Origin of the sequence: Huintestinicola sp. (assembly GCF_050874005.1) — a bacterium.
GTDB lineage: Bacteria > Bacillota > Clostridia > Oscillospirales > Ruminococcaceae > Huintestinicola.
Genome location: NZ_JBNMJV010000002.1, coordinates 127,450 through 149,477, shown reverse-complemented (window position 1 = coordinate 149,477; position 22,028 = coordinate 127,450). Strand labels below are relative to the sequence as shown.

Sequence of the window (22,028 nt, the reverse complement as noted above, 5' to 3'; positions counted from 1 at the left end):
CCCTCCGCAGAGGGCGAAATCCCCTTTTATCCTTCAAAAACGGTGCAAGGGGTGAGAAATGCGACAGCATTTCGAGGGGAGGCGGACACGACCGCCTCCCCTTGTAGAGCGCTCAAGCACACTTACCCTCAAAAACGTTCCGGTGGAACGTTTTTGACAAAGCAAATTCCTTATAAGTTTGTGCAGATTATACAATTGTCATTTCTTTTTCGACAGACTGAGTTTGAAAATCAAAGATTTTCAAAACGAGTTTTGTTTCTTCGGCTGTCGCCTCGATTTGCTTCGAAAACACAAAACTCTCATAAAAGGATGGCTATAAAAATGACTGAAATACTAAGAAGCTTTCTTGATGAAAACGGGGTGCTGACCGCCTATCCCGCCAAACGGAAAATGAAGCTTTATGCGCTTATCTACCTGTCGAAAAAGATTGAAGCGGACAGGATATATACGGAAAAGGAAATAAACGAGCTTCTTAACAGGTGGCACAGCTTCAATGACCCCGCCACCCTCCGCAGGGAGCTTTTCACTCACCGTTTCATAACCCGAACTCCCGACGGCACGAAATACAGCCTTGAAAAGGTGCAGCCTACAATAGAGGAGCTTGAAAAAAGATATGGATAAGCTTCTGAAAAAAATGTATGGTCTTAATGTGACAAAGCTTGAGCGCTCAGCTAACGGTGCAGGCTCCGAAACCTTTTTTGCAGACTGCCAAGAGGGAAAATTCGTTGTAAAATTCCCGTCACTAAGCGAGATGAACGACCCCTGCGCCGAGCCTGCCCTTTGCGAATATCTGCAAAATAAGGGAATAAGCGTCTGTCGGTTTGTAAAGAACAAAAACGGGGAATATATCAGCACCGATGAAAAAGGGCGGCTCTTTCACGTTCAGGAATACATTTCGGGACAGGTTTTCGATTGGAACACCGCCCCGCTTTCTATTCTACGGGAGTCAGCGGAAACTCTGGGCAGAATACACGCCGCTCTGAAAAATTACAGCAGACTGAAATCGGGGATCGGCGAGGACTTTTTCAGATATATGACCCCCGAAAATGCCCTGCGCTCCTATGAAATCACCCTACTGACCGCCGAAGCACGAAGTGATGAAAAAACGGCAGAGAAACTGAGATACCGTATCGAAATGATAAAGCGTTTCCCGAGCTTCACCTTTGACCTTCACAGGCTCACCCTGACGCCCACTCACGGCGATTATTTCATCAGCCAGCTCATCTGCTCCGAGAATAAGATAAACGCCGTTATCGACTGGACAACAGCCTGCATTCACCCTGCCGTATGGGAAATAGTCCGTTCCTATGTCTATGCCGCACCCGAGTGTGCTAAGGGCGAGATATCTCCCGAGGGACTTCGGGATTATTTTTCTCATTATCTTTCCTTTGGGGAGCTTAATGAGTATGATATAAAAATGTCGGTAAAACTTTTTTATTATCAGCTTGCGGTATGCGATTATTATGCACAGTATTATGCATCTGATTCCCGAAACAGCGTGATATATCTCAGACAAGCAGAATTTTCCACCGCCCTTCTGAGGTGGTTTGAAAAGAATGAAGAAATGCTTACGGAACACCTTGAAAAAAATTTAAGGAGCTGAGTAACAATGCCCGAGCTATGGGATCTATACAATGAAAAACGTGAACCCTTAGGTGAGACCCACGAAAGGGGAAAGCCACTTCCCGACGGCAAATTCCATATTGTGGCAAATGTCCTGCCTGTAAACCTTGATGGAAAAATACTTATCACCAAGCGCAGCCCGGAAAAAAATTTCGGCGGAATTTGGGAGACCACGGGCGGGGAACCCCCGCTGGTAAGTCGTTTATACTTTTGTATGGACTGTTAGTTTGTGGCTCGGTAATGAAAATTAGGTGTGCAGAGGGAAGTTAATAGGAGCGGTGATATCGGGAGAAACACCTCTTGAAGCCGCAGTAAGGGAGCTATATGAGGAAACGGGACTTTCCGCCGCCTCCGAGAGCCTTGAATATCGGGGCGAGATAGTGAGACGGGGAAGATTCGGCGGCAATGCCATTCACCTTTTCTATCTATTCCGAGGGGACTTTTCGGAAAAGGATATCAGACTGCAGGAGGGGGAGACCTGCGATTTCAAAATATGCACACCCGCCGAAATAAAGTCAATGACCGACAGCGGCGAATTTATTTCCCACGTATATGACAGAAACAGGGCAATGTACCCTTAGGAGACGGAAATGTAAATCGAATAAACGTTCCTCACAAATATATTATAGCACAAATATTCTAATTTGTCAAGCCTTTTTTCAAAAAAACAGAACAAAAAAATCAAGCCTGTTCCGCTCCTTTTTTACGGAGCGGAACAGGCTTTGCTGTTTAATTAAATTCAACCGAGTTTAAAACGCCGAAAGCATTTTCGGGGGAGCTTACCGTCATATTCAGATAATATGGCGTGTCAAGGTCGTTCTCATTAAAGAACATAAAGAATACGCTGTAACAAGTGTCGCCGCTTTCCCCGTCGTTTTTGTAACTCCGAGCCTCATTTATGGAAACAATACCCTTCACATTCCCACGTTCATAAACAAAATTTTCCTCTCCCTCGCCGCCGCCGAAATATATTCCGCCCAATTCGGCAAGCTTGCAGAAAGCAAGAGCCTTGTCAATATCCCAGAAGCTGTAATCTGATTTTTTTAGGAGAACAGCGCTCTTGAGGGAGCCGAAAACCGTATCTCCGCCTCCTGCGCCCACCGCTCTGTACGCTTCGGAAAGGTCATTCCTTTCGGGAAGCTTCACATCAAAAAACTCACTCAGATCAATTGTATCAAGGGTCTCGGGCAGCTCGGGAGACTCGGACGAGATCTCGACATATTCGCCCTTCCCGTTTGAATAATTTCCCTCATCATCGGGGGCGTAGCCTTCGGGCAGCGTCAGACGGAAAATATCGTTCTGTACTTCCGTACCCGAAATTATCTCTGCCCCGTAATCCTCAAAATATCCGCCGCTTTTAGGTGTAATCTCAAAGGTGGGAAAAATGTAATCTTCCGCAAGATTTTTATCTGTATCCTCGGCAGCAGTATGAATATCCCTGCGGCGATAAGAACAATAATTGCGGAAATAACAGTTAAAAGCACGGTCTTTTTCTTCATATCACATATGTCCTTTCAAATGACGAAAATTTTTGTAAAGTAATTATCAGTCCACCGAATATGTCACTCTCAGAAGTTCCTCCACCGATGTAATGCCCATACTTACAAGTTCTGCGGCACTTTCTTTAAGTGGCTTCATACCCTGAACGGTCTTTGCATACTCCTCAATTTCCTCTCTGGGGGAGCCTTCGGTTATCATACGGCGTATCTCGCTGTCCACCGTAATCATTTCGTGGATAGAAGTTCTGCCCTTGTAGCCCGAGTTGTTGCATTGGCTACAGCCACGGCTCCTGCGTATTTTGAGGACTTCTCTGCCTCCAAGCGCCGCAAGCTCTTCTTTGGTGGGAGTGTCGTAATAGCCGCAGTTTGGGCATATCCTGCGCACAAGCCGCTGAGCCACAACGCCCACCAATGTGGCGGATATCATATACTCGGGGATACCCATTTCCCTGAGCCTGATAATTGAGGATACAGCGTCGCCGGTGTGCAGGGTGGACAGCACCAGATGACCCGATACCGCTGCCCTTACGGATATCTGAGCAGTCTCCTCATCACGGGTCTCGCCCAGCATAATAATGTCGGGGTCCTGCCTCAGAAGCGCTCTCAGACCCTTTTCAAAGGTCAGACCCGCCTGATTGTTCACCTGCATCTGGTTTACTCTCGGGATAGTCCTTTCCACCGGGTCCTCAATTGTGGAAATGTTCACCTGCTGCTTAGCAAGATGCTCGAGAGCCATATAAAGCGTGGTGGTCTTGCCCGAACCGGAGGGACCCGTAATGTAGATAATGCCGCCGGGGGAGCGGAGCATTTCAAGGAATTTTTCGCTGTTCTCATCTGACATACCGAACCGTCCGCTGCTGTCGGAAACAACTTCGTTGGAGAGAAATCTCAGCGCCGCCTTTTCACCGAATACCGTAGGTATCACCGAGACTCTGACGTTCATCATATATCCCTCGATAACAGTCTTGAAATGCCCCTCCTGGGGAAGCCGCTTTTCGGCAATGTCAAGATTTGCCATAATTTTGAGCCTTGAGATAAGAGCGGCGTGAACGGCGGCGGAGATATCCACATAATCAAGCACTACGCCGTCAATTCTCATACGCACCGAGGTGCTTTTCTCAAACGGCTCAATATGAACATCGCTTGCCCCCGTGGAGCAAGCCTTCACAAGCAGACTGTTGATAAGTTTCACAACGGGAACATCGCTGTCTGTCTCGAGATCCTCAAACACACCTTTGGGTGGAATGTAAGAAGCGTCGGGGAGCCTGTCGGCAGCCATAGCCGCAGAACGGGCATTCACATCGGTGTAATTGTAGTCGATGGCTCTTTTTATCTGGTCGGACTCCGCAAGGACTATCTCAAGCTGAGCGCCCGTTATCTGACGGATATCCTCGATAGCATAGAGGTTTAATGGGTCGCTGACAGCCACAATAAGCCTGCCCCCCGCAGTATCTATAACGAGAGCGCAGTATTTTTCAGCAAGCTGTCTCGGAAGCTTGCCCACCACCTTGGGATTTACCTTTGTGGCGTCAAGATCAATGACCTTGCAGCCAAGCTTTTTTCCCATAGCGTCCAGTATCTGTCCCTCGGTAACGAAGCCCATATCCAGCAGTACCGTTCCCAGACGGCGTTTGCCGTCCTTTTTCTGCTCTGAAAGAGCCTGAGAGAGCTGTTCTTCTGTAATATAGCCGTACTCCTTGAGGACCTCGCCTATGGGGATAATTTTGCTCATTCACGGCACACCCTTTATGAAAAAATTTGATATAGTTTTATTATAAAATATTTTTGTACAGATTTCAATATGCAGGAGCAAAATTTATGAGAAAATTAAATTTTTCTGACGTGAATGTGTAAAAATACCCGAAACTTATTCAAGGGTATTGACGATTTATGGGGAATGTGGTAAAATTATATTCAGAAAATTTTTGACAAAAATAGCCGTATATCGGGAGATGTCCATCGGTGGGAAAGGAGTTTTTATGCCTGCCTATAAATACAAGGCTGCCGCACTGAACGGCAGGGCTGTCAGCGGCAGGCGTGAAGCCGCCGATGAAAGTGATCTGAGAGATGTTCTGAAAGATGAACAGCTTTTTCTTATAAGCTGTACGGAAGCAAATGAAAAACATTCATCAAAGAGGCTGACCTCGGCGGAGCTTATTGATCTTTTCCGTCAGACAGGCTCAATGCTTTCCGCAGGGCTTACTCTCACAACAGTCCTCGGCATAATGCTGAAAGAGGAAATGAGCAGCAATATGCAGCTTGCGGTAAAGAGCGTTTTCCAAAGCATAAAGCTTGGCGCACCCTTGTCGGAAGCAATGAGCTACACAGGCGGAGCTTTTCCTCGGGCTGCCTGCCGTATGATAGCCGCCGCAGAGGAAAACGGCACCGTTCCCGAAGCCTGCAAACGGCTTGCAGAGCATTACGAAAAAGACGAAAAAAGCAGGTATGATATCAAAAGCCGCCTGGCATTTCCTTTAGCGCTTCTCGGACTTCTTGTGCTTCTGCTTTTTGCAGCGCTGATATTTGTTATCCCCGTGTTTGCCGAGATGTACGGCGGAGATACCTTTCCGCCATTTACGGCATTTCTGCGGCAGATCAGCAGCTTTCTCAGAGACAGATGGCTGTATGCCCTGCTTATTATCGGTGCAGCGGCGGCGGTCATACGGCTTACCTTTGCAATTCCCTCGGTGGAGATGTATTTTTCAAAACAGCTTGTTACAAGGAAAAGGGCAGGCAGGCTTTTTCGGATAATATACACATCACGTTTCTGCCGCACCTTTTCGGCAATGTACAGCGGAGGACTTCCGGTGATCTCCGCCTGCACCGCCGCAAAGGAAGATATCGGAAATGCGTATATCGAAAAGCAGGTGGACGAAGCAATAAAGTCTGTACGCCGTGGCAGCACCCTTCGTGCGGCATTTGAAAGTGCCGACGGCTTTGACGGAAGGCTCAGATCTGCTGTGCTTGCAGGAGAAGAATCGGGCAGACTGGGAGATATGCTTTCAGCGGCGGCAGAGGCGTTGGAGCACGAATCGGAACGTGCGGTAAAGAAGCTGTCTGAGAATGCGGAGCGTGTGATATTCGGTTTGGCAGCGTTTCTGACCCTGCTGATATTTGCTTCGATAATGCTCCCCGTTTACGAGCTTTATCTTACAATCTGAATCCATAAAAGGAATGATCGTGAAAATGGATATATCGGTTTATTTTTCTCCCGGAGGAATACGTATCGCAGCGGGCAGCTTTTCAAAGGGCACCATTGTCCTGAAACGGCTCATTACCGTCCCCACCGAGCGGGACGCCATTATCGGCGGAGTTATCACCAACGACAGGGCGTTGAAGAACGCTCTTGCCGACGCCTGGAGACAGTATAAGCTCCCCAGAAAGAATATAAGGCTCACAGTAGACGGGGGAGCCGTTCTGTTAAAGCCAATGACAGTACCCGTCACAAGCGAAAAAAATCTCCTGAGCATTATCAGAGGGGAATTTTCCGATGTTGAAAATGCGGACGATCTGCTTATCGACTACACGGTGGACGAGCCTTCGTTAAAGGAGGGGGGAGCTTCGGTTTTCGCCTATGCCGCAGGACGGAAGTTCATCGGCAGCTATGTTGACCTTTTTTCCGAGATAAAGGGCAGTATAAAGTCTATAAACACCGCTCAGAACTGCTGTATAAGCTATATGAAGTTCACGGGAGCGGCGGAGGGCGGCACTTTTGTTCTCGCCTGCGCCGACGGGAATATTCTTCTGCTTCTGCTCTTTGTTAACGGTAAATACAGCTTTTCAAACAGGGTGCGCCTCTTTTCCGAGAGCGGAACACGGGAATATGCCGAGGAGATCTGTGCGGCAGTTTCTTCAATGATACAGTTTCATAAAGCACAGAGATACGGCACGGAGCTTCGTGACATTTTCTTCTGCGGTCTGGGAGAAGATCACGCAGAGGTATTTCACGCCGCCGAATCGGTATTTGAAAATCAGAAAATATCCGATCTGCCCATACCTGTGGGCTGTATCGTCAGAAGAGGAAACGGCATTTCCGATGTGGACGCCGGCTCAATGGCGGATTATATTTACTGTCTTGGAAATCTCATTTCATTATGACAGGCGGCTTTTTCAACAGATGTCAGCCGCAGGAAAGATGGTAGCTAAATTATGAGAACGCTTAAAAAGCACGAACTGAATTTTTATACAAAATATCTTGAAGATCCGAAAAAGAAGCGGCGCAGGAGAGAATTTGCCGCAGCATTTTTCCCTGCTCTGGGAATTGCCCTGCTCATAATCGGCTCTGCCCTTTCCCTTAAAATTCAGGAAAGGTCTCTTACAGAGCAGATAGCACAGCAGCGTGCGGCAGCTGAGGAGAGGAGAGATACGGCAAGAGCGGCGGAGGAGTATGCTTCGGGAGCAAGTGTCCTGCAAACTGAAACGAACAGGGTATCACTTTTCAAGCTTATCAGAGAGTCATACCCTGTTATCGGAACAAACGAGATAGAAACGGTCATATCCTGTTCGTCTCCGGATATGAGCGTTACCGATATTTCCTGCACCCAGAGCGAGGGCGAGATGATTTTTACTCTGCAGGTACGGAATGTCGCAAATATCCCCGATTATGTGAGAAAGCTCAAGGCAACGGAGCTTTTCAGCCAGGTCACATACAGCGGATATTCCGAAAGGGCGGACGGCTCATACACCGTTGAAGCGGTAATGAAGCGGCAGCCTGTTTACGATGATTCAAGCTTTTACGGATACATTAACGAGTCGGTGAAAAACCGATGAGAAAGGGGAATTGAAATGGCACTTACAGGCAGCGACAAAAAGCTGATATATTTCGGAGCGCTGCTGGCGGCGGCTTCGGCGTCCTATCTGCTGCTTATTTCCCCTATGGCAGACAGGGTGAATTCGCTCCGCCACGAGCTTGACAAATGCTCCGATGAGGCAAGCGTTCTTATCTCACGCAGCGAGGAGTATGACAGATCGAAGAAAAACTATGAAAGAGCAGAGGATGATTATAACGATTCTTTCTCGGGATTTTGCCGGGCAGGAAACTATGAGTCCATTGACGAGCTGCTTACAGACAGGCTTCTGAATATGAATTTATCGCCCGTTTCTCTAAATATGAGCGACAGCGAAAGCGGTGCCCTTATCCCATATAATTTCGCAGGCAACAAGCAGGCGGAGGACTATGCCTTTGACTACTCAAGCTACATCGTGCCCATTGATGTGGAGCTTTCCTTTGAAGGCTCATTCAGCGGCTCCCTGAGATATGTGGATCTCTTAAACGAAACGGAAGGCGTTTCCGTCCGTTCGGTAAGCTTTAAGGAGCTGTCTCCGAACGGCGCATATTCCTCGGGGCTTATCGGTTCAATGGTTCGCACGGATATCGTTCTCACTGTTTATACATATGACAGCGACAGCTTTTTTAAAAGCGTAAGCCCTGTTGACAAAAAGGAAGATATTGTAAATTAGTGCAGGAATTTTCCGAAAAATGCCCTGTGCAACCTGCAGTTTGCAAAAAGAACGCCCCGATCTATAGCCATTTTCCGAGAATATGGTATGATAAGAGCATAATAAAAATTCAGGAGGCGTTTTATATGACCATAGGCGAAAAAATTTCCAAGCTCAGAAAAGAGAACAATTACACCCAGGAGCAGCTTGCAGAGATACTTAACGTATCAAGGCAGTCCGTATCAAAATGGGAGACCGACCTGACATATCCGGAGACCGAAAAGATAATAGCACTCAGCAAGCTATTTGACTGCTCTGCCGATTATCTTCTCAAGGAGGACGCAGACGAAAGCGGACGGGAGGTAAAGGTCAGGATAGTCGAGGTGGATTCGTCAGCAAAGAACCGTGAATATTTAAATTCGGTAATGCTCACGTATTTGTCCTTTCCGCCGCTGTTCGGATTTATAGTGGCGTTCTTTGCGGTAAAAAATGCCGAAAGGATCGGCTCTAAAAAAATGAAGATACTTTCATTTGTGGGAATGGCGGTGTCGCTTATTCTGACAGCGCTGATGGGAATAGGGATCATTTTTGAACTATAATGCAAAAAAGCGGTCTGCATTCGGTTTTGAATGCAGACCGCATATTTTTTACTTTACCTCGGTTCCGCCTACGGGACGGATATACAGCTTGTAGCAGCTGCCCTTTCCGAAGACCTTTTCCATTGCTTCGGAATATGTATCAAGCAGATCGTGTGGAACGAATGCCTGGATAGTGCCTGCAAAGCCGCCGCCGTGAACTCTCACAGCGCCTCTGCCCCGAAGCAGATCTTCGGAAATGTACAGACCCATAACAAGTCCCTGCTCTGAAGGAGTCTTTACAGCGAAAACATTCTGAAGATATTTGAAGGAGCTGTTTCCGCTTTCGCTTACAAGCTTCAGGAAGCTGTCAATATCGCCGCTTCTGAGCGCCGCCGCTTCTTTTCCAACTCTTTCGTTGTCATCAAAGAAGTGGAATGCCCTTGCCACAGCTCTGTCGCCGCAAGCCTTGCGGACCTCCGCAATATTATCAAGAAGCTGCTTCTTTGTGATATCACGAAGCTCCGACTTTCCGAAGAATTTTGCAACTGATTTCATTTCCACGGGAATAGCAGCATATTCGGGGGTAAGGTCGGCGTGATTTCCCTTGGTGTCCACAATGCAGAGAGTGTAGCCAGAGGACGCAAAATCGTAGGAGATTGAGTCGATAACGGGATTTTCGGTATCCTTGAAATCAATGGTGATAAATCCGCCTACCGATGAAGCCATCTGATCCATAAGACCCGAGGGCTTGCCGAAATATACATTCTCGGCGTACTGTGCTATCTGAGCGATCTTCACTGCCGAAACGCTTCCTTCATTGCAGAGATAGGAGAATATTGTCCCGATAAGCACCTCAAATGCCGCCGAAGAGGAAAGACCGCTTCCTTTCAGCACATTTGATGTTGTATAAGCCTTAAAGCCGCATACCTTGAGACCTGCATTCTTAAATCCTGCCGCAACTCCTCTGATAAGGGAGGCGGAGGAGTTTTTCTCGTTTTCCTTAACGGAAAGGTCGGAGATGTCCACTACGTCCTCGGGGAAGCCCTCTGATTTTACCGATACAATATTTCCCTCGCAGGGGGAAACAACGGCGATAACATCAAGTCCCACCGCCGCTGCCATAACGCAGCCTCTGTTATGGTCGGTGTGGTTTCCGCCTATCTCGGTACGTCCGGGAGCGGAGAAAAGCCTGATGTTTTCCTGCTTGCCGTAAATATCTTCAAAGCTTTTAAGAGCGTTCTCATATCTGCCTTTCTGCATAGAAACTGCGTTTGCTCCGTAGAGCTTTTCAAGTGTGCTTTCGCTGACAGTCATAGTGATTTTCCTTTCATCAAAGGTATTTTTCAACGTCTATTTCTTCCTCGGGATTATCAAGAAGAAAGCCCAGTATTTTTTTGTATGCGCCGGTGGGATTAGATTTTATCTTTTCGGCGATAAGGTCGCCCTGTGACATATCGGGTGCAAAGAAGCTCATATTTATAAGCTCTCTGCCGCCGTCCGAGAGCACAAAGTTTACCCTGCACCCGTCGTCGGTCTCGGAGACGGTGCAGGAGCACATATCCTCGTTCTGTTCACGGATAAAAAATCCGAACGCCGCTTTCAGAAGCTTTTTTCTGAAAACAAGGGGAATGTAGCGGTTAAAGTATTCCGAGCCCAGCCTGCCCTTTTCGGTAAGCACAATGCTTCCGCTTACCGAAATGACAGAGCCGTTTTCGGTAAGCTCTGTAAGAGCGTCGGAATAGTAAAAGTAGTTTATAACGCCGCTGTCCTCCGAAATGAGTCTGAGCTGCTCCTCGGTGACGGGGCGGTTAAGCTTTTCTAAAATATAGCACAGCAGAATTTTAACGCTGTGAACGGAGTTAAGCTCCGGGTTTGTCATCTGCTGACCCGACATTTTTCTTTTCTCCTTTTTCCTCTGTGCTATCCTTACCCTTTCAGAAGTTGGGGTAATCCAGCATATGCGAAAGTATTGCGATATTTGCCGCCGCCTCCACTACAGGCACCGCTCTCAGCACAACGCAGGGATCGTGTCTGCCTTTGATCTCAATGGTGGAATTTGTGAGATTTGAATAGTCAATGGTGTCCTGAGGCTGGGCGATGGAGGGGGTGGGCTTGAATGCCACTCTGAAAATTATGGGCATACCGCTTGAAATTCCTCCGAGAATACCGCCGTGATTATTGGTCTTTGTCTTGACGTGACCGTGGTCGTCAACGTAGAAATCGTCATTATTCTGGCTTCCCAGCATTTTTGAAGCATTGAAGCCTGCTCCGAATTCGATGCCCTTTACCGCAGGGATACCGAAAACCAGCTGTGCAATGGTGTTTTCAAGTCCCTCGAACATAGGTGAGCCTATGCCCGCAGGAACGTTTGTAATGGCACATTCCACTATACCGCCCACGCTGTCGAGACATTCTCTTGCCTTGGCGATGTCGTTGTACATTGCCGTACCCTTTCTGTCATTGATAACGGGAATTTTTTTGTGACGGATATTGATAATTGTCTCCCTGTCAATATTGCAGGGGTCGAACATGGTATCCTTGATATTGTGTATCTGAGCGATGTGAGCGCCTGTGTAAATGCTTCTGCGCTCGAGTATCTGACCGCAGACTGCTCCTGCGAACACGATAGGAGCGGTGAGTCTGCCCGAGAAATGACCGCCGCCTCTCACATCGTTAAATCCCCGATAACGTACAGCACCCGTATAATCGGCGTGACCCGGACGGGCAAGGTGGGACACGTTTTTATAATCATTTGAGTGCTGGTCGGTGTTCTGAATGAGCGCCATAAGGGGAGTGCCGGTGGTGCGGTTATTGAGCATTCCCGACATAATGCTGGGCATATCCGCCTCTTTGCGGTGGGTGGAGGTTGCATCATTGCGGGGAGCACGGCGAGCCATAAACTCCTTGAGCTGCTCTAAGTCGATATATTCCCCGGGGGGAAGATTATCAATGGTCACGCCAATAGCAGGACCATGGGATTCCCCGAAAAGGGAAATGCTGATATTGTGGTTCCAAAATGAGGACATCGGTTAGTTTCTCCTTCCTTTTCAAACGGCTTACAATATTTCAAACTGTCCGCCGAGCGACTTGAAGTCGTCAAAGAATCGGGGATAGCTTTTTTTTACGTCCTCCGCACCGTGAATGATTACGGGGGAATCTGAGGCTGTGGCGGCAATGGCGGCTGCCATTACGATACGGTGATCCTTGCAGGAATCCACCTCGCCGCCTGTGAATGTATCAATATGCTCCATTGTGAGAAAATCGTCTCCTGCGGTGACTTTGCCGCCTATGGCGTTGAGTGCGTTTGCCACGCAGGTGAGACGGTCGCTCTCCTTGAGCTTTAAGCGAGCGGCATTAACGATTTTTGATGTTCCCTTTGTGAATGAGCCTAAGACCGCAAGAATGGGAACAAGGTCGGGAATATCGGCAACATCGGCGGTGAAAGGCTTCATATCATCGCCGCAGGAAGAGATAATGTCAAGTATCGCCTTGTCGCCCTGAACGGAATTTGGGTCAAGGTTTGTGACCTTTACCTCCGAGCCAAGCGCATTTGCGGTGAAGAAGAACGCCGCCTGTGAATAATCGCCCTCAACGGCTGTGCGGCAGGGCTTGTATTTCTGACCGCCCTTGATAAGATAAATGGGCAGACTGCTTAAAGACATTTCTCTTATGTCAATGCCGAATTTTTTCAGCGCCGCAATGGTCATATCCGCATAGGGCTTTGACTGGAGAGGGGAGGTGAGCTTTATCACCGAGTCCTCCTCACACATAGGCAGCGCCAGCATAAGACCTGTTATAAACTGTGAGGAAACGTCTCCCTCAAGGTTGTATTCGCCTGCTCTCAGCTTTCCCGTCAGGGTAATTGGCAGACCGCTCTGAGGCTCAAAGGTAACGCCCTTTGAGGGGAATTCCCTTGTGTAGGGGGTAATGGGTCTCTGAGGGAGCTTTGCGTGACCGTTTAAGGTCGCTGTAGTTCCCAGGGCTGCCGCAACGGGTATGATAAATCTAAGGGTCGAACCGCTTTCGCCGCAGTCTATCTCGGCTTTTTCAGCAGGAGTTTTTATGCCTCTGACGGTGTATGTGCCGCTGTCGGCAAGCACATTCGCTCCGAGAGCCTCCATTGCTTGAGATGTGACGGTGATGTCATTGGAGTCGGTGACGTTTGATATTTCCGAGACACCGTCCGCAAGGGCGGCGGCAATTATCATACGGTGGGAATAGCTTTTCGAGGAGGGGGCGCTTACCGTTCCGATAAGCTTTGAGGGGTAGATCTTAACGTCCATAAGAGACCTGCTTTCAAGGAAAATTTTACTTTAAGAAGCTTTCAAAATCATCAACTGTCATTTTTACTGCCGAGGAAACGCCGATATCCGAGCAGATTATTACACTTATGCTGCTGCCTGCTCTTTTTTTGTCATTAAGACAAGCGCCGCCCAGGTCCTTTGCTTCCGGTTCAACGGTAATGTCAAGGCAGTATTTTTTGAGAGCTGTCAAAAGCTCGTCCGTAAGACCGCTTCTGCACATATTTTTGCTCTCGGCAAGACGGGTGATCATTTCCATTCCCTTTGCCACCGCTCTGCCGTGGGAAATTCCTGTGTAATGGTAATACTGTTCTATGGAGTGACCGAGGGTGTGACCAAAATTGAGGAGCATTCTCTCGCCCTTGTCAAATTCGTCCGCCTCCACCACGTCACGCTTTATTGAAACGCAGCGGGCAATGATATCCTCCATAACCTCCCAGATGCTGTCAATATCGTGATTTAAAAGGATATCGAAAAGAGGTGCGGACTTTATCATTCCGTATTTAACGACCTCGCCCATTCCGTCAATGAGAAAATCACGGGGGAGAGTCCTGAGGGCTTCGGTATCGCATAAAACAAGCTTGGGCTGCTTGAACGCACCCACAAGATTTTTTCCCTCGGGAATGTCGATGGCGGTCTTTCCGCCGACGGAAGAATCCACCTGTGCAAGGAGAGAGGTGGGGAGCTGTATAAAATCCATTCCTCTGAGGTATGTGGCAGAAGCGTAGCCTGCCATATCGCCCGTAACGCCACCGCCAAGGGCTATGATGCAGTCTGTTCTTGTGAAATGATTTTGTGCAAGGAAACCGTAAATCTTATTTAATGTGTCCGAGCATTTTGAAGCCTCCCCGTGAGGAAATACAAAGCTGCAAACGTCAAATCCCGCTTCGCTGAGGGATTTTTTCACCTTGTCCGAATGTATCCCGCTTACGTTGTCATCGGAAATGAGGGCTATCTTTTCGGCTTTTGTGACCTTTCTTACGTATTCACCGCAGTTTTTCAGCAGTCCGCCGCCGATGATAACGTCGTATTTTTCGGAGGCGTTCACGGTAATGGTTTCCATAAACTAATAACATCCTTTCGGAAAAAATCAAGTGATTTTGAAAAAAATCAAGTGACTCTGTTAAAGCGGGCAGAGTCACATTTTTATCTCATAAAGCTAATTTGTCACAATAACACAGTCGGGAAGATGAGTTTCCAGATACTCATACTCGTTGAAATCAGATGTGTATCTGAGGTCAACGTTGATGATGTACAGCTTTTTAAGACTGTCAAGCTCATAAACGGGACTGAGATCTTCGATGGGATTGTCGGAAAGCTTGAGCCAGCCCATAGTTTTAAGCTCCGCAAGGGGAGTGATGTCGGTTATCTGATTGCCGTCTATGTATATTTCGGTGACAGCATTCATACGCCACAGAGGGAAAATGTCGGTGATGTTATTATTCTGCAGATGGAGACGATCCATCATCACCATACCCTCAAGGGGCGATATATCGCTTATCTTATTATCGTTTAATTTAAGGAGCTTCATACCCTTCATACCCTCGAGAGCGGAAATGTCCGTTATCTCGTTGTCGGAAAGGTCAAGATTGGTAAGATTTACCAGATTTTTCAGGGGCGAAATATCCTTTATCTCGTTATCTCTCAGATAAAGAGTGCGGAGATTTGTAAGCCCTGCGATTGGAGTAAGGTCGGAAATGTTATTCTTGAAAAGAGAAAGGGTCTGGAGATTGGTAAGACCCATTATGGGGGTAAGGTCGCTGATGTTGTTCTGGTAAATGTGAAGCTCGGTGAGGTTCAGCATATATTTCAGATCGGCTATATCCTCGTTGGTAAGCCCCATATTGTTCAGAGTAAGAGATGTGAGAGATGTGGAATACTCCACGCCTTTTATGGTGATGGTCTCGGGGATATCCGCCATAGCGCTTTCTTTGGCGCTGACAGCGGCGCTGACCTCGGGAAGGTCGGAGCCGTTCAGATAATCAAGCTTTGACTTTGGTATCAGAGTGGGAGCAGCTTCGGTCTGAAGCTCGGCAAGCTGACTTTCAAGGCTGTCAACCTTGGACACAAGCTCGTCCTTGGAAAGCTCCGCATTGCCTGCCTCTGCGGCGGAAACATCGTTGGAGTCAGAACAGCCTGTGAAAAGGAAAAGCATTGATATGACCGTAAGAGCAGTCAGAACAAGATATCGTATTTTCACCCGGAGCACCGCCTTTCTCACTTGATAATTCCAGATATAAGCAGACACCTATACAAGTTTATTATAAAATATTTTTTCCTCATTGTCAATAGTTTTGAAAGATAAAAATCAAAACAAAAAACCCGACCTGCCGCCACAAGACGGCAAATCGGGCAAGACTCACAAATAAAGTCCTCCGGAATTATTCTTCCTTCATCTTAGCGAAGCACTCGCTGCAGTAAACGGGACGATCTTCTCTGGGTCTGAAAGGAACTCTTGCTACTCCTCCGCAGGAAGCGCAGGTAGCCTCGAACATCTCTCTTTCACCCTTTGCGCCGTTCTTGCGTGCGCTGCGGCAGCTCTTACATCTCTGAGGCTCGTTCTCAAAGCCCTTTTCAGCGTAAAATTCCTGCTCGCCTGCAGTGAATACGAACTCCTGGCCGCATTCCTTGCATACTAATGTCTTGTCTTCGTACATTTTAATTTCCCTCGCTTAAATAAATTTTGATTGGACCTGAGGACGGACTCGCACCGACACCTTTGATAAACAACGCTCTGAATGATTAAGCTACTTGGCCGCATATATACAGATGAGCATTGCTCAAATGCACGTAAATTATCCGTCGTTTCCGACGAGCTTCCCACGAAGCTTTGCTCCTGCACGGCTTTCGGCATTTTTTGCGGATCTTTCCGAAATCCCGAGCCTTGCTCCGATCTCCTCAAAGGACAGCCCCGAGAGGTGAAGGAGAAAGCAGCGCTTTTCCATAGGAGATAATGTGTTTTCAAGCTCCTTGAAGATCTCCCTCTGAATGATGATGCTTTCGGGAGTGAGAGAGCTTGCAGGTTCTTCGCTGTCGCTGTTATCCTCGGCAAATTGCTGACCTCTCAGCTTTGCCGCCGCAGTCTTCATACGGTTCACAACGCAGGTGTAGGCATATGAGGAAAATTTTGAGCTTTTATCGTCCTTGAAGCTTCTGACTGCGCTCAGCAGCCCGAGCATACCCTCCTGAATAAAATCGTCATAGGCGGAAGGATCGGGACATATTGCCGCCGCTTTGCTCTTTACAAGAGGAAAATAGCGGTAGACAAGCTCGCTGTAACAGGAAACGCAAAGCTTGTTTTCACGGCAGAGCATTACCAGCTCCTCGTCGGAGCGCTCGGACAGCACATCGCATCGTTCTGCGCCGCACAGATTATCGTTATTATCGCTGCGGTCAGCAGTCATAGCATTGCCCCCGTGAAAAAACACATTGACAGCAAAAGGGTATAACCTTTGCTTTTTCTTATTCTAACCTATTTATTCCTTTTTGTCAAGAGCCTTTTTAATAAATTTTAAACGTAATACAAATATTTGTTATAAAAGTTATTATTTATACATTGCTTTTGTGCATATTGCTGATAGAAAAGGCGTATGTTACATATTTTCTTTTATAAAATGCAAGAGGACATTATAAAACATTGACAAAGTTCTGAAAAGAATGATATACTATATTAAAGTAAATCAAAGAAAGAGGACGAATGAAAATGCTGAATGAATTTTCAAGGACGGAGCTGCTGCTGGGCGGCAAAGCTATGGACAGGCTGAAAAATTCACGTGTGGCTGTGTTCGGTGTAGGGGGAGTGGGCGGATATGTGGTCGAAGCCCTTGCACGAAGCGGAGTGGGAGCAATTGACCTTATTGACAGCGACAGGGTGAGCCTTACAAATCTGAACAGGCAGATAATAGCCCTGCAAAGCACCGTAGGAATGCTCAAGACCGACGCTGCCGAGGCTCGCATCAAGGATATTGCTCCCGAATGCAAAGTGGTGAAGCGCCCTGTTTTCTACACTCCCGAGACTGCAGGAGAGTTTGATTTTACGGAGTTTGATTATGTGGTGGACGCCATTGATACCGTTTCTGGTAAAATTGAACTTGTGATGAATGCGGACAGGTGCGGCACGCCTATCATCAGCTCTATGGGTGCAGGCAACAAGCTTGATCCCACAGCTTTTGAGGTGGCGGATATTTACAAGACCTCCGTATGTCCCCTTGCAAAGGTTATGAGATATGAACTTCGCCGCAGAGGGATAAAGCACCTCAAGGTGGTTTATTCAAAGGAAATTCCCGTTACACCCAACGGAACTTCCGACTGTGAGGAAGAGGACTGCAAAAAGAGAATGATACCCGGGTCGGTGGCTTTTGTACCCTCGGTGGTGGGGCTTATTATTGCGGGGGAGGTCATTAAGGATATTGCGGGTATTAAGAAATAACAGGTGAAATTTGATAAATGCCGTAATAGTATAAAACTGCTCTGCTAAAAATGCAGGGCAGTTTTATTTTGCTTGCAACCAAGACTATATCAAGCACATTTATGCGGATCTGCAGGAAAAGACTTCAAAATATGCAATTTATCAAAATACAAAATTCATAAAATATCATAAAAGTGTGAAAATGCAATAATAGCAGATATAAAATGCAGGAACAAATATGATTTATTGCATAAATTTTCAAAAAGCCCTTGACAAACGGTAAATAACAATGTATAATTAAACCATAGAAAAAACAGCAACGGCGCTGTAAAAAATGCAAGAGCAATCTCAGGGAATTGCATTTTTTATATCGCCGTTTTTGTTTTAAAAAATGGAGGGTGATTTTTATGACAGAAGAACTTATGACCGTTCAGGAGTCCGTTCTGGGCGAAGTGTTCGGTATCTGGTTCCTCATCGGCGCTGCATTGGTATTCTTTATGCAGGCAGGCTTCGCAATGGTAGAAACGGGCTTCACAAGAGCCAAGAACGCAGGAAACATCATAATGAAAAACCTGATGGATTTCTGTATCGGTACGGTAATGTTTATTGCGATAGGCTTCAGTCTTCTCCTCGGTGAAGACTATATGGGTCTTATCGGAAAGCCCGGCTTCGATATTTTCACAAGCTATGAAAATTTCGACTGGTCCAATTTCGTTTTCAACCTTGTGTTCTGTGCGACCACAGCGACTATCGTTTCGGGTGCAATGGCTGAAAGAACCAAGTTCCTTTCCTACTGCATCTATTCAGCAGTTATCAGCGGTCTGATTTATCCCATTGAAGCACATTGGATATGGGGCGGCGGCTGGCTCGCACAGCTTGGCTTCCACGATTTCGCAGGCTCCTGTGCAATTCATATGGTCGGCGGTATCTCCGCTCTCATCGGCGCAAAGATCCTTGGCCCGAGAATCGGTAAATTCGTTACCGACAAGGACGGCAAGGTTACAAAGGTAAACGCTATCCCCGGACATTCACTTACAATAGGTGCTCTCGGCTGCTTTATTCTCTGGTTCGGCTGGTACGGCTTCAACGGCGCAGCAGCAACCACAGGTTCTCAGCTCGGCTCCATCTTCCTTACAACAACAGTAGCTCCCGCAGTTGCAACAGTTGTATGTATGATCTTTACTTGGTTAAAATATGGCAAGCCCGATGTTTCAATGTGCCTTAACGCTTCTCTTGCAGGTCTTGTTGGTATCACAGCAGGCTGTGATGTAATGGACTGCTTCGGTGCTGCAATGGTCGGCGTTGTTTCGGGTCTCTTAGTAGTATTCGGCGTATGGCTCCTTGACCACGTTCTCCACATTGATGACCCCGTTGGTGCGGTTGCCGTACATATGATGAACGGTATCTGGGGTACTCTTGCAGTTGGTCTTTTCGCAACAGAAACTGCTCCCGAGTGCACAATGAATGGTCTGTTCTACGGCGGCGGATTTGGACTTCTCGGTCTCCAGGCACTTGGTGTTGTATCGGTTGCAGCTTGGACAGCAGTTACCATTACAATTACTTTCATCATCATCAAGTCCACTATCGGTCTCAGAGCTTCCGCAGAGGAGGAGACAAGAGGTCTCGATATCACAGAGCACGGTCTTCCTTCCGCATATGCAGACTTTATGCCTGCTAACTCGTCCATCTCCATCTTCACAGGCAAGTCTACAGTTGAGGATCCTGCTCCCGTTGCAGCGGCTGTTCCCGTTGTGGAGAACCGTCCTCATATCGAGAGAGATCCCAACGCAAAGAACAAATACACCAAGGTTTCCATCGTCTGCAAGCAGGGCAAGTTTGATGACCTCAAGAATGCTCTCAGCGATGTTGGTGTAACAGGCTTTACAGTAACCAATATCCTTGGCTGCGGCACTCAGAAGGGTGCAGGCGAAATGTATCGTGGTGTTCCCATCGAGACCACGCTCCTGCCTAAGATCAAGGTCGAGGTAGTTATCTGCAAGGTTCCCGTTGAAACAGTCGTTGAAGCCGCAAGAAAGGCTCTCTACAGCGGTCATATCGGAGACGGTAAGATATTCGTTTACGATGTTGAGGACGTTGTAAGAGTAAGAACAGGCGAGAATGGCTATGACGCTCTTCAGGACGCTGAAAACTGATAAAACTTAAAAGTTTGCTCCCTCTGTCAATACAGGGGGAGCTTTTGCATTTGCTATCTGATATTTTCTCTTGCTTTTATAATATCAACATATTGCAGGTCGGAAGGTTCATCATATATTCCTTCAATTCCCAATTCTTCAAGCCACGCACCCCACATATCATATTGACGGTAAACTTTCATATCATCTCCCGAGCCTTCAAGCTCGAAATAAACGGTATAGCAGTTATAGTGTTCATTGTCTGTGCTTCCGTCCTCAAGGGTAGGCTCTAAATCGTATGTAAATGAAAGCCATACTCTTCCCTCGTAGGTTATTCCGCTGCGGACCTTTCCAATGCTGCTTTTTGCTTCAAGCGATTTTACCCCACGTCCAAAAGTGTCTTCATTGACTTTCTTTTTTGCATTGGCATACATGATCATATCGTGGTCGGAGATGTATTCCTCGGGAGCAAAATCGCCTATCTTCATAAGGTCATTCCAGTAATCGGTGAGGTAGCTTAAGCAGAATTCAAGCTGCTGCTCAAGCTGCCGTTCAAGCTGCCGTTCAGTCTCCTGTTCACGCTGCCGTTCAGTCTCCTGTTCACGCTGACGTTCAATCTCCTGTTCACGCTGATGTTCAAGCTCTTCTCGTTCACGCTGCCGTTTAGTCTCCAGCTCAAGCTGTCGTTCAAGTTCCTCATTCCCGGGCGCATCTGAGAGCAGTCCGCAAAGCTCATTATAGCACTCCTCCGACATCTTATAATATTCCGTACTGCCCTCCGACTCATAGACCGCATAAAATACATCTCCCAAGCGGCATACGGTAAGGCTGTCATATTCTCCCGTGAAGTCTGAGCTTTTGTACATTCTGAAAGCGTAGTCAAGATATATGCCGCCCGAAGTGTCGGGCAGATCGCTTTCACGTATTTTTTTAAGCCTTGCTCCGTTTATATTGTCTATCACCTTTTGTATATATACACCGTCGGAAAGCTTTGTCTCGGTTTCACCATTATAGGTTATCGCCGCCACAGAATATGAGCCTGCATTATTTTCAAGAGTAATTCCCGATTTTTTCGCATTCGTAAGCAGGCAGACCGCCGCAGCGGCAAGAAGTATCACAGCGGATATTGTTGCAATGACCGTAGGCTTTTTAAGGCTCAGAACGCCCTTTATCCTTGACTTGATACCCGTCTCCCCGAACCCGAGCAGACCGTAAAGCCTGTTCTGCCGCAGAGACATATTCAGAAGTGCATTTGCGTATTCCCGCCTTACGTCTCCCTCAAAGCTTCTTACCGCCCTTTCGTCGCAGGAAAGCTCCATATCCTTTGACATAAGCCTGTAAGACAGCCACACCATTGGATTGAACCAATGAATGCTCAGAGCCGCAGTTGCCAGAAGCTTGATGATGTGGTCGCCCCGCTTTATGTGAGTGTTTTCGTGGGCGGCAATGTATTCTATGTCCTTTTCCGAAACGCCTTTGGGAATATATATCTTCGGTCTTATATATCCGAAAACAAAGGGCGAGCCGATATTATCGCAGAGATAAATATTGTCCCTGAGATTTTCGCTGTCCCTTACAAGCCGCCATACCTTTATAAATGATACAGCTGTATATATAAGCATTGCCGCCACGCCGATAAGCCATATTACAGAGCAGACGGACATTATTATCTGCATAGGGTCTGCGCTGTATTCGGGGACGGGCGCAGGCAGGGAATTATTTATGGTGTCGTTAACCTCGGATACGGAAACCGTAACCGCAGGAGATGGGGAATGTGCAATATCATCGGGGATATAAGTCATACGGCTCTCTTTTGTCTCGGTGCGGATAAGATTAAAAAGGCTTGCCGCCGACGAAAAGGAAAAGGGGCAGAGCAGTCGTATGCCTAAAATGCTCCAGAGAGCATAGGAATATTTTTTCGGCAGCTTTTTCATAAAAAGCCTTATGACCATAATTGCGGCGGCGATATATGCCCCCGTAATGCTCATATTAAGTATTGTTCTGAAAATGCTTTCCATTATACTACGATCCTTTCTTGAGAGTTTTGT

Annotated in this window: 23 protein-coding genes; 11 read left to right on the top strand and 12 right to left on the bottom strand. The window is 47.3% G+C overall.

What is annotated here, in order from left to right:
- Positions 1-321 precede the first annotated feature (321 nt).
- From ACR0QN_RS01720 to ACR0QN_RS01705, 4 genes are read left to right on the top strand one after another with little or no spacing between them, the layout of a single operon-like run.
- Positions 322-621 carry a DUF2087 domain-containing protein gene (locus ACR0QN_RS01720; RefSeq protein ID WP_432649458.1) on the top strand — a complete coding sequence of 100 codons (300 nt, stop codon included), beginning with the start codon at positions 322-324 and terminating at the stop codon, positions 619-621.
- Positions 614-1,603, top strand: a complete 990-nt coding sequence (locus ACR0QN_RS01715) for a phosphotransferase enzyme family protein (RefSeq protein ID WP_432649457.1) — start codon at positions 614-616, stop codon at positions 1,601-1,603. The genes ACR0QN_RS01720 and ACR0QN_RS01715 overlap by 8 nt, the downstream gene beginning before the upstream one ends.
- Positions 1,604-1,609: 6 nt before the next feature.
- The gene (locus ACR0QN_RS01710; RefSeq protein ID WP_432649456.1) at positions 1,610-1,849 is read left to right on the top strand and encodes a hypothetical protein; all 240 of its coding nucleotides are present in this window, start codon (positions 1,610-1,612) and stop codon (positions 1,847-1,849) included.
- 52 nt (positions 1,850-1,901) lie between these two features.
- Positions 1,902-2,204, top strand: coding sequence for an NUDIX domain-containing protein (locus tag ACR0QN_RS01705; RefSeq protein WP_432649455.1), 303 nt, complete (start codon positions 1,902-1,904; stop codon positions 2,202-2,204).
- Between the two features lie 148 nt (positions 2,205-2,352).
- On the opposite strand, the gene ACR0QN_RS01700 is transcribed toward ACR0QN_RS01705, so the two are convergent.
- The 3 genes from ACR0QN_RS01700 to ACR0QN_RS01690 form a co-directional block, all read right to left on the bottom strand.
- The gene (locus ACR0QN_RS01700) at positions 2,353-2,769 is read right to left on the bottom strand and encodes a hypothetical protein (protein ID WP_432649454.1); all 417 of its coding nucleotides are present in this window, start codon (positions 2,767-2,769) and stop codon (positions 2,353-2,355) included.
- 173 nt (positions 2,770-2,942) lie between these two features.
- Positions 2,943-3,122: a hypothetical protein gene (locus tag ACR0QN_RS01695; protein ID WP_432649453.1), complete on the bottom strand. Its 180-nt coding sequence runs from the start codon at positions 3,120-3,122 to the stop codon at positions 2,943-2,945.
- Between the two features lie 46 nt (positions 3,123-3,168).
- Positions 3,169-4,854 carry a GspE/PulE family protein gene (locus ACR0QN_RS01690; protein WP_432649452.1) on the bottom strand — a complete coding sequence of 562 codons (1,686 nt, stop codon included), beginning with the start codon at positions 4,852-4,854 and terminating at the stop codon, positions 3,169-3,171.
- A 247-nt stretch (positions 4,855-5,101) separates the two neighbouring features.
- Here ACR0QN_RS01690 and ACR0QN_RS01685 point away from each other — a divergent pair, with 247 nt between their 5' ends.
- The 5 genes from ACR0QN_RS01685 (at position 5,102) to ACR0QN_RS01665 (ending at position 9,160) form a co-directional block, all read left to right on the top strand.
- A complete protein-coding gene (locus ACR0QN_RS01685) occupies positions 5,102-6,283 on the top strand; it encodes a type II secretion system F family protein (protein ID WP_432649451.1) in 1,182 nt (393 codons plus the stop codon).
- Positions 6,284-6,308: 25 nt separating this feature from the next.
- Complete coding sequence (pilM, locus tag ACR0QN_RS01680) at positions 6,309-7,220, top strand: type IV pilus biogenesis protein PilM (protein ID WP_432649450.1); 912 nt, start codon at positions 6,309-6,311, stop codon at positions 7,218-7,220.
- Between the two features lie 51 nt (positions 7,221-7,271).
- The gene (locus ACR0QN_RS01675; protein ID WP_432649449.1) at positions 7,272-7,892 is read left to right on the top strand and encodes a hypothetical protein; all 621 of its coding nucleotides are present in this window, start codon (positions 7,272-7,274) and stop codon (positions 7,890-7,892) included.
- Positions 7,893-7,907: 15 nt separating this feature from the next.
- The gene (locus ACR0QN_RS01670) at positions 7,908-8,582 is read left to right on the top strand and encodes a hypothetical protein (RefSeq protein ID WP_432649448.1); all 675 of its coding nucleotides are present in this window, start codon (positions 7,908-7,910) and stop codon (positions 8,580-8,582) included.
- A 125-nt stretch (positions 8,583-8,707) separates the two neighbouring features.
- Complete coding sequence (locus ACR0QN_RS01665; RefSeq protein WP_432649447.1) at positions 8,708-9,160, top strand: helix-turn-helix domain-containing protein; 453 nt, start codon at positions 8,708-8,710, stop codon at positions 9,158-9,160.
- Between the two features lie 48 nt (positions 9,161-9,208).
- Here the strand turns inward: ACR0QN_RS01665 and ACR0QN_RS01660 are convergent, their stop codons facing one another.
- The 8 genes from ACR0QN_RS01660 to ACR0QN_RS01625 all read right to left on the bottom strand — a co-directional run bounded on the left by ACR0QN_RS01660 (position 9,209) and on the right by ACR0QN_RS01625 (position 16,844).
- Positions 9,209-10,453 carry a galactokinase gene (locus tag ACR0QN_RS01660; RefSeq protein WP_432649446.1) on the bottom strand — a complete coding sequence of 415 codons (1,245 nt, stop codon included), beginning with the start codon at positions 10,451-10,453 and terminating at the stop codon, positions 9,209-9,211.
- Positions 10,454-10,469: 16 nt separating this feature from the next.
- Positions 10,470-11,033 (bottom strand): DUF4364 family protein, encoded by a 564-nt coding sequence (locus ACR0QN_RS01655; RefSeq protein ID WP_432649445.1) that lies wholly within the window; start codon positions 11,031-11,033, stop codon positions 10,470-10,472.
- A 40-nt stretch (positions 11,034-11,073) separates the two neighbouring features.
- Positions 11,074-12,165, bottom strand: coding sequence for a chorismate synthase (gene aroC / locus ACR0QN_RS01650; RefSeq protein ID WP_432649444.1), 1,092 nt, complete (start codon positions 12,163-12,165; stop codon positions 11,074-11,076).
- Positions 12,166-12,195: 30 nt separating this feature from the next.
- Positions 12,196-13,422 (bottom strand): 3-phosphoshikimate 1-carboxyvinyltransferase, encoded by a 1,227-nt coding sequence (gene aroA / locus ACR0QN_RS01645; RefSeq protein ID WP_432649443.1) that lies wholly within the window; start codon positions 13,420-13,422, stop codon positions 12,196-12,198.
- A 25-nt stretch (positions 13,423-13,447) separates the two neighbouring features.
- Entirely contained in the window at positions 13,448-14,503 is a 1,056-nt protein-coding gene (gene aroB / locus ACR0QN_RS01640) for a 3-dehydroquinate synthase (RefSeq protein ID WP_432649442.1), read from the bottom strand.
- A 96-nt stretch (positions 14,504-14,599) separates the two neighbouring features.
- A complete protein-coding gene (locus tag ACR0QN_RS01635) occupies positions 14,600-15,640 on the bottom strand; it encodes a leucine-rich repeat domain-containing protein (RefSeq protein WP_432649441.1) in 1,041 nt (346 codons plus the stop codon).
- A 181-nt stretch (positions 15,641-15,821) separates the two neighbouring features.
- Positions 15,822-16,097 (bottom strand): zinc-ribbon domain containing protein, encoded by a 276-nt coding sequence (locus ACR0QN_RS01630; protein WP_432649440.1) that lies wholly within the window; start codon positions 16,095-16,097, stop codon positions 15,822-15,824.
- A gap of 138 nt (positions 16,098-16,235) precedes the next feature.
- Positions 16,236-16,844, bottom strand: coding sequence for a sigma-70 family RNA polymerase sigma factor (locus ACR0QN_RS01625; RefSeq protein ID WP_432649439.1), 609 nt, complete (start codon positions 16,842-16,844; stop codon positions 16,236-16,238).
- A 299-nt stretch (positions 16,845-17,143) separates the two neighbouring features.
- Between ACR0QN_RS01625 and ACR0QN_RS01620 the strand changes: the two genes are divergently transcribed.
- Positions 17,144-17,869 carry a tRNA threonylcarbamoyladenosine dehydratase gene (locus ACR0QN_RS01620; RefSeq protein WP_432649438.1) on the top strand — a complete coding sequence of 242 codons (726 nt, stop codon included), beginning with the start codon at positions 17,144-17,146 and terminating at the stop codon, positions 17,867-17,869.
- A 386-nt stretch (positions 17,870-18,255) separates the two neighbouring features.
- Positions 18,256-20,001, top strand: coding sequence for an ammonium transporter (locus tag ACR0QN_RS01615; protein ID WP_432649437.1), 1,746 nt, complete (start codon positions 18,256-18,258; stop codon positions 19,999-20,001).
- A gap of 53 nt (positions 20,002-20,054) precedes the next feature.
- Here the strand turns inward: ACR0QN_RS01615 and ACR0QN_RS01610 are convergent, their stop codons facing one another.
- Entirely contained in the window at positions 20,055-21,998 is a 1,944-nt protein-coding gene (locus ACR0QN_RS01610; protein ID WP_432649436.1) for a M56 family metallopeptidase, read from the bottom strand.
- Between the last annotated feature and the right edge of the window lie 30 nt (positions 21,999-22,028).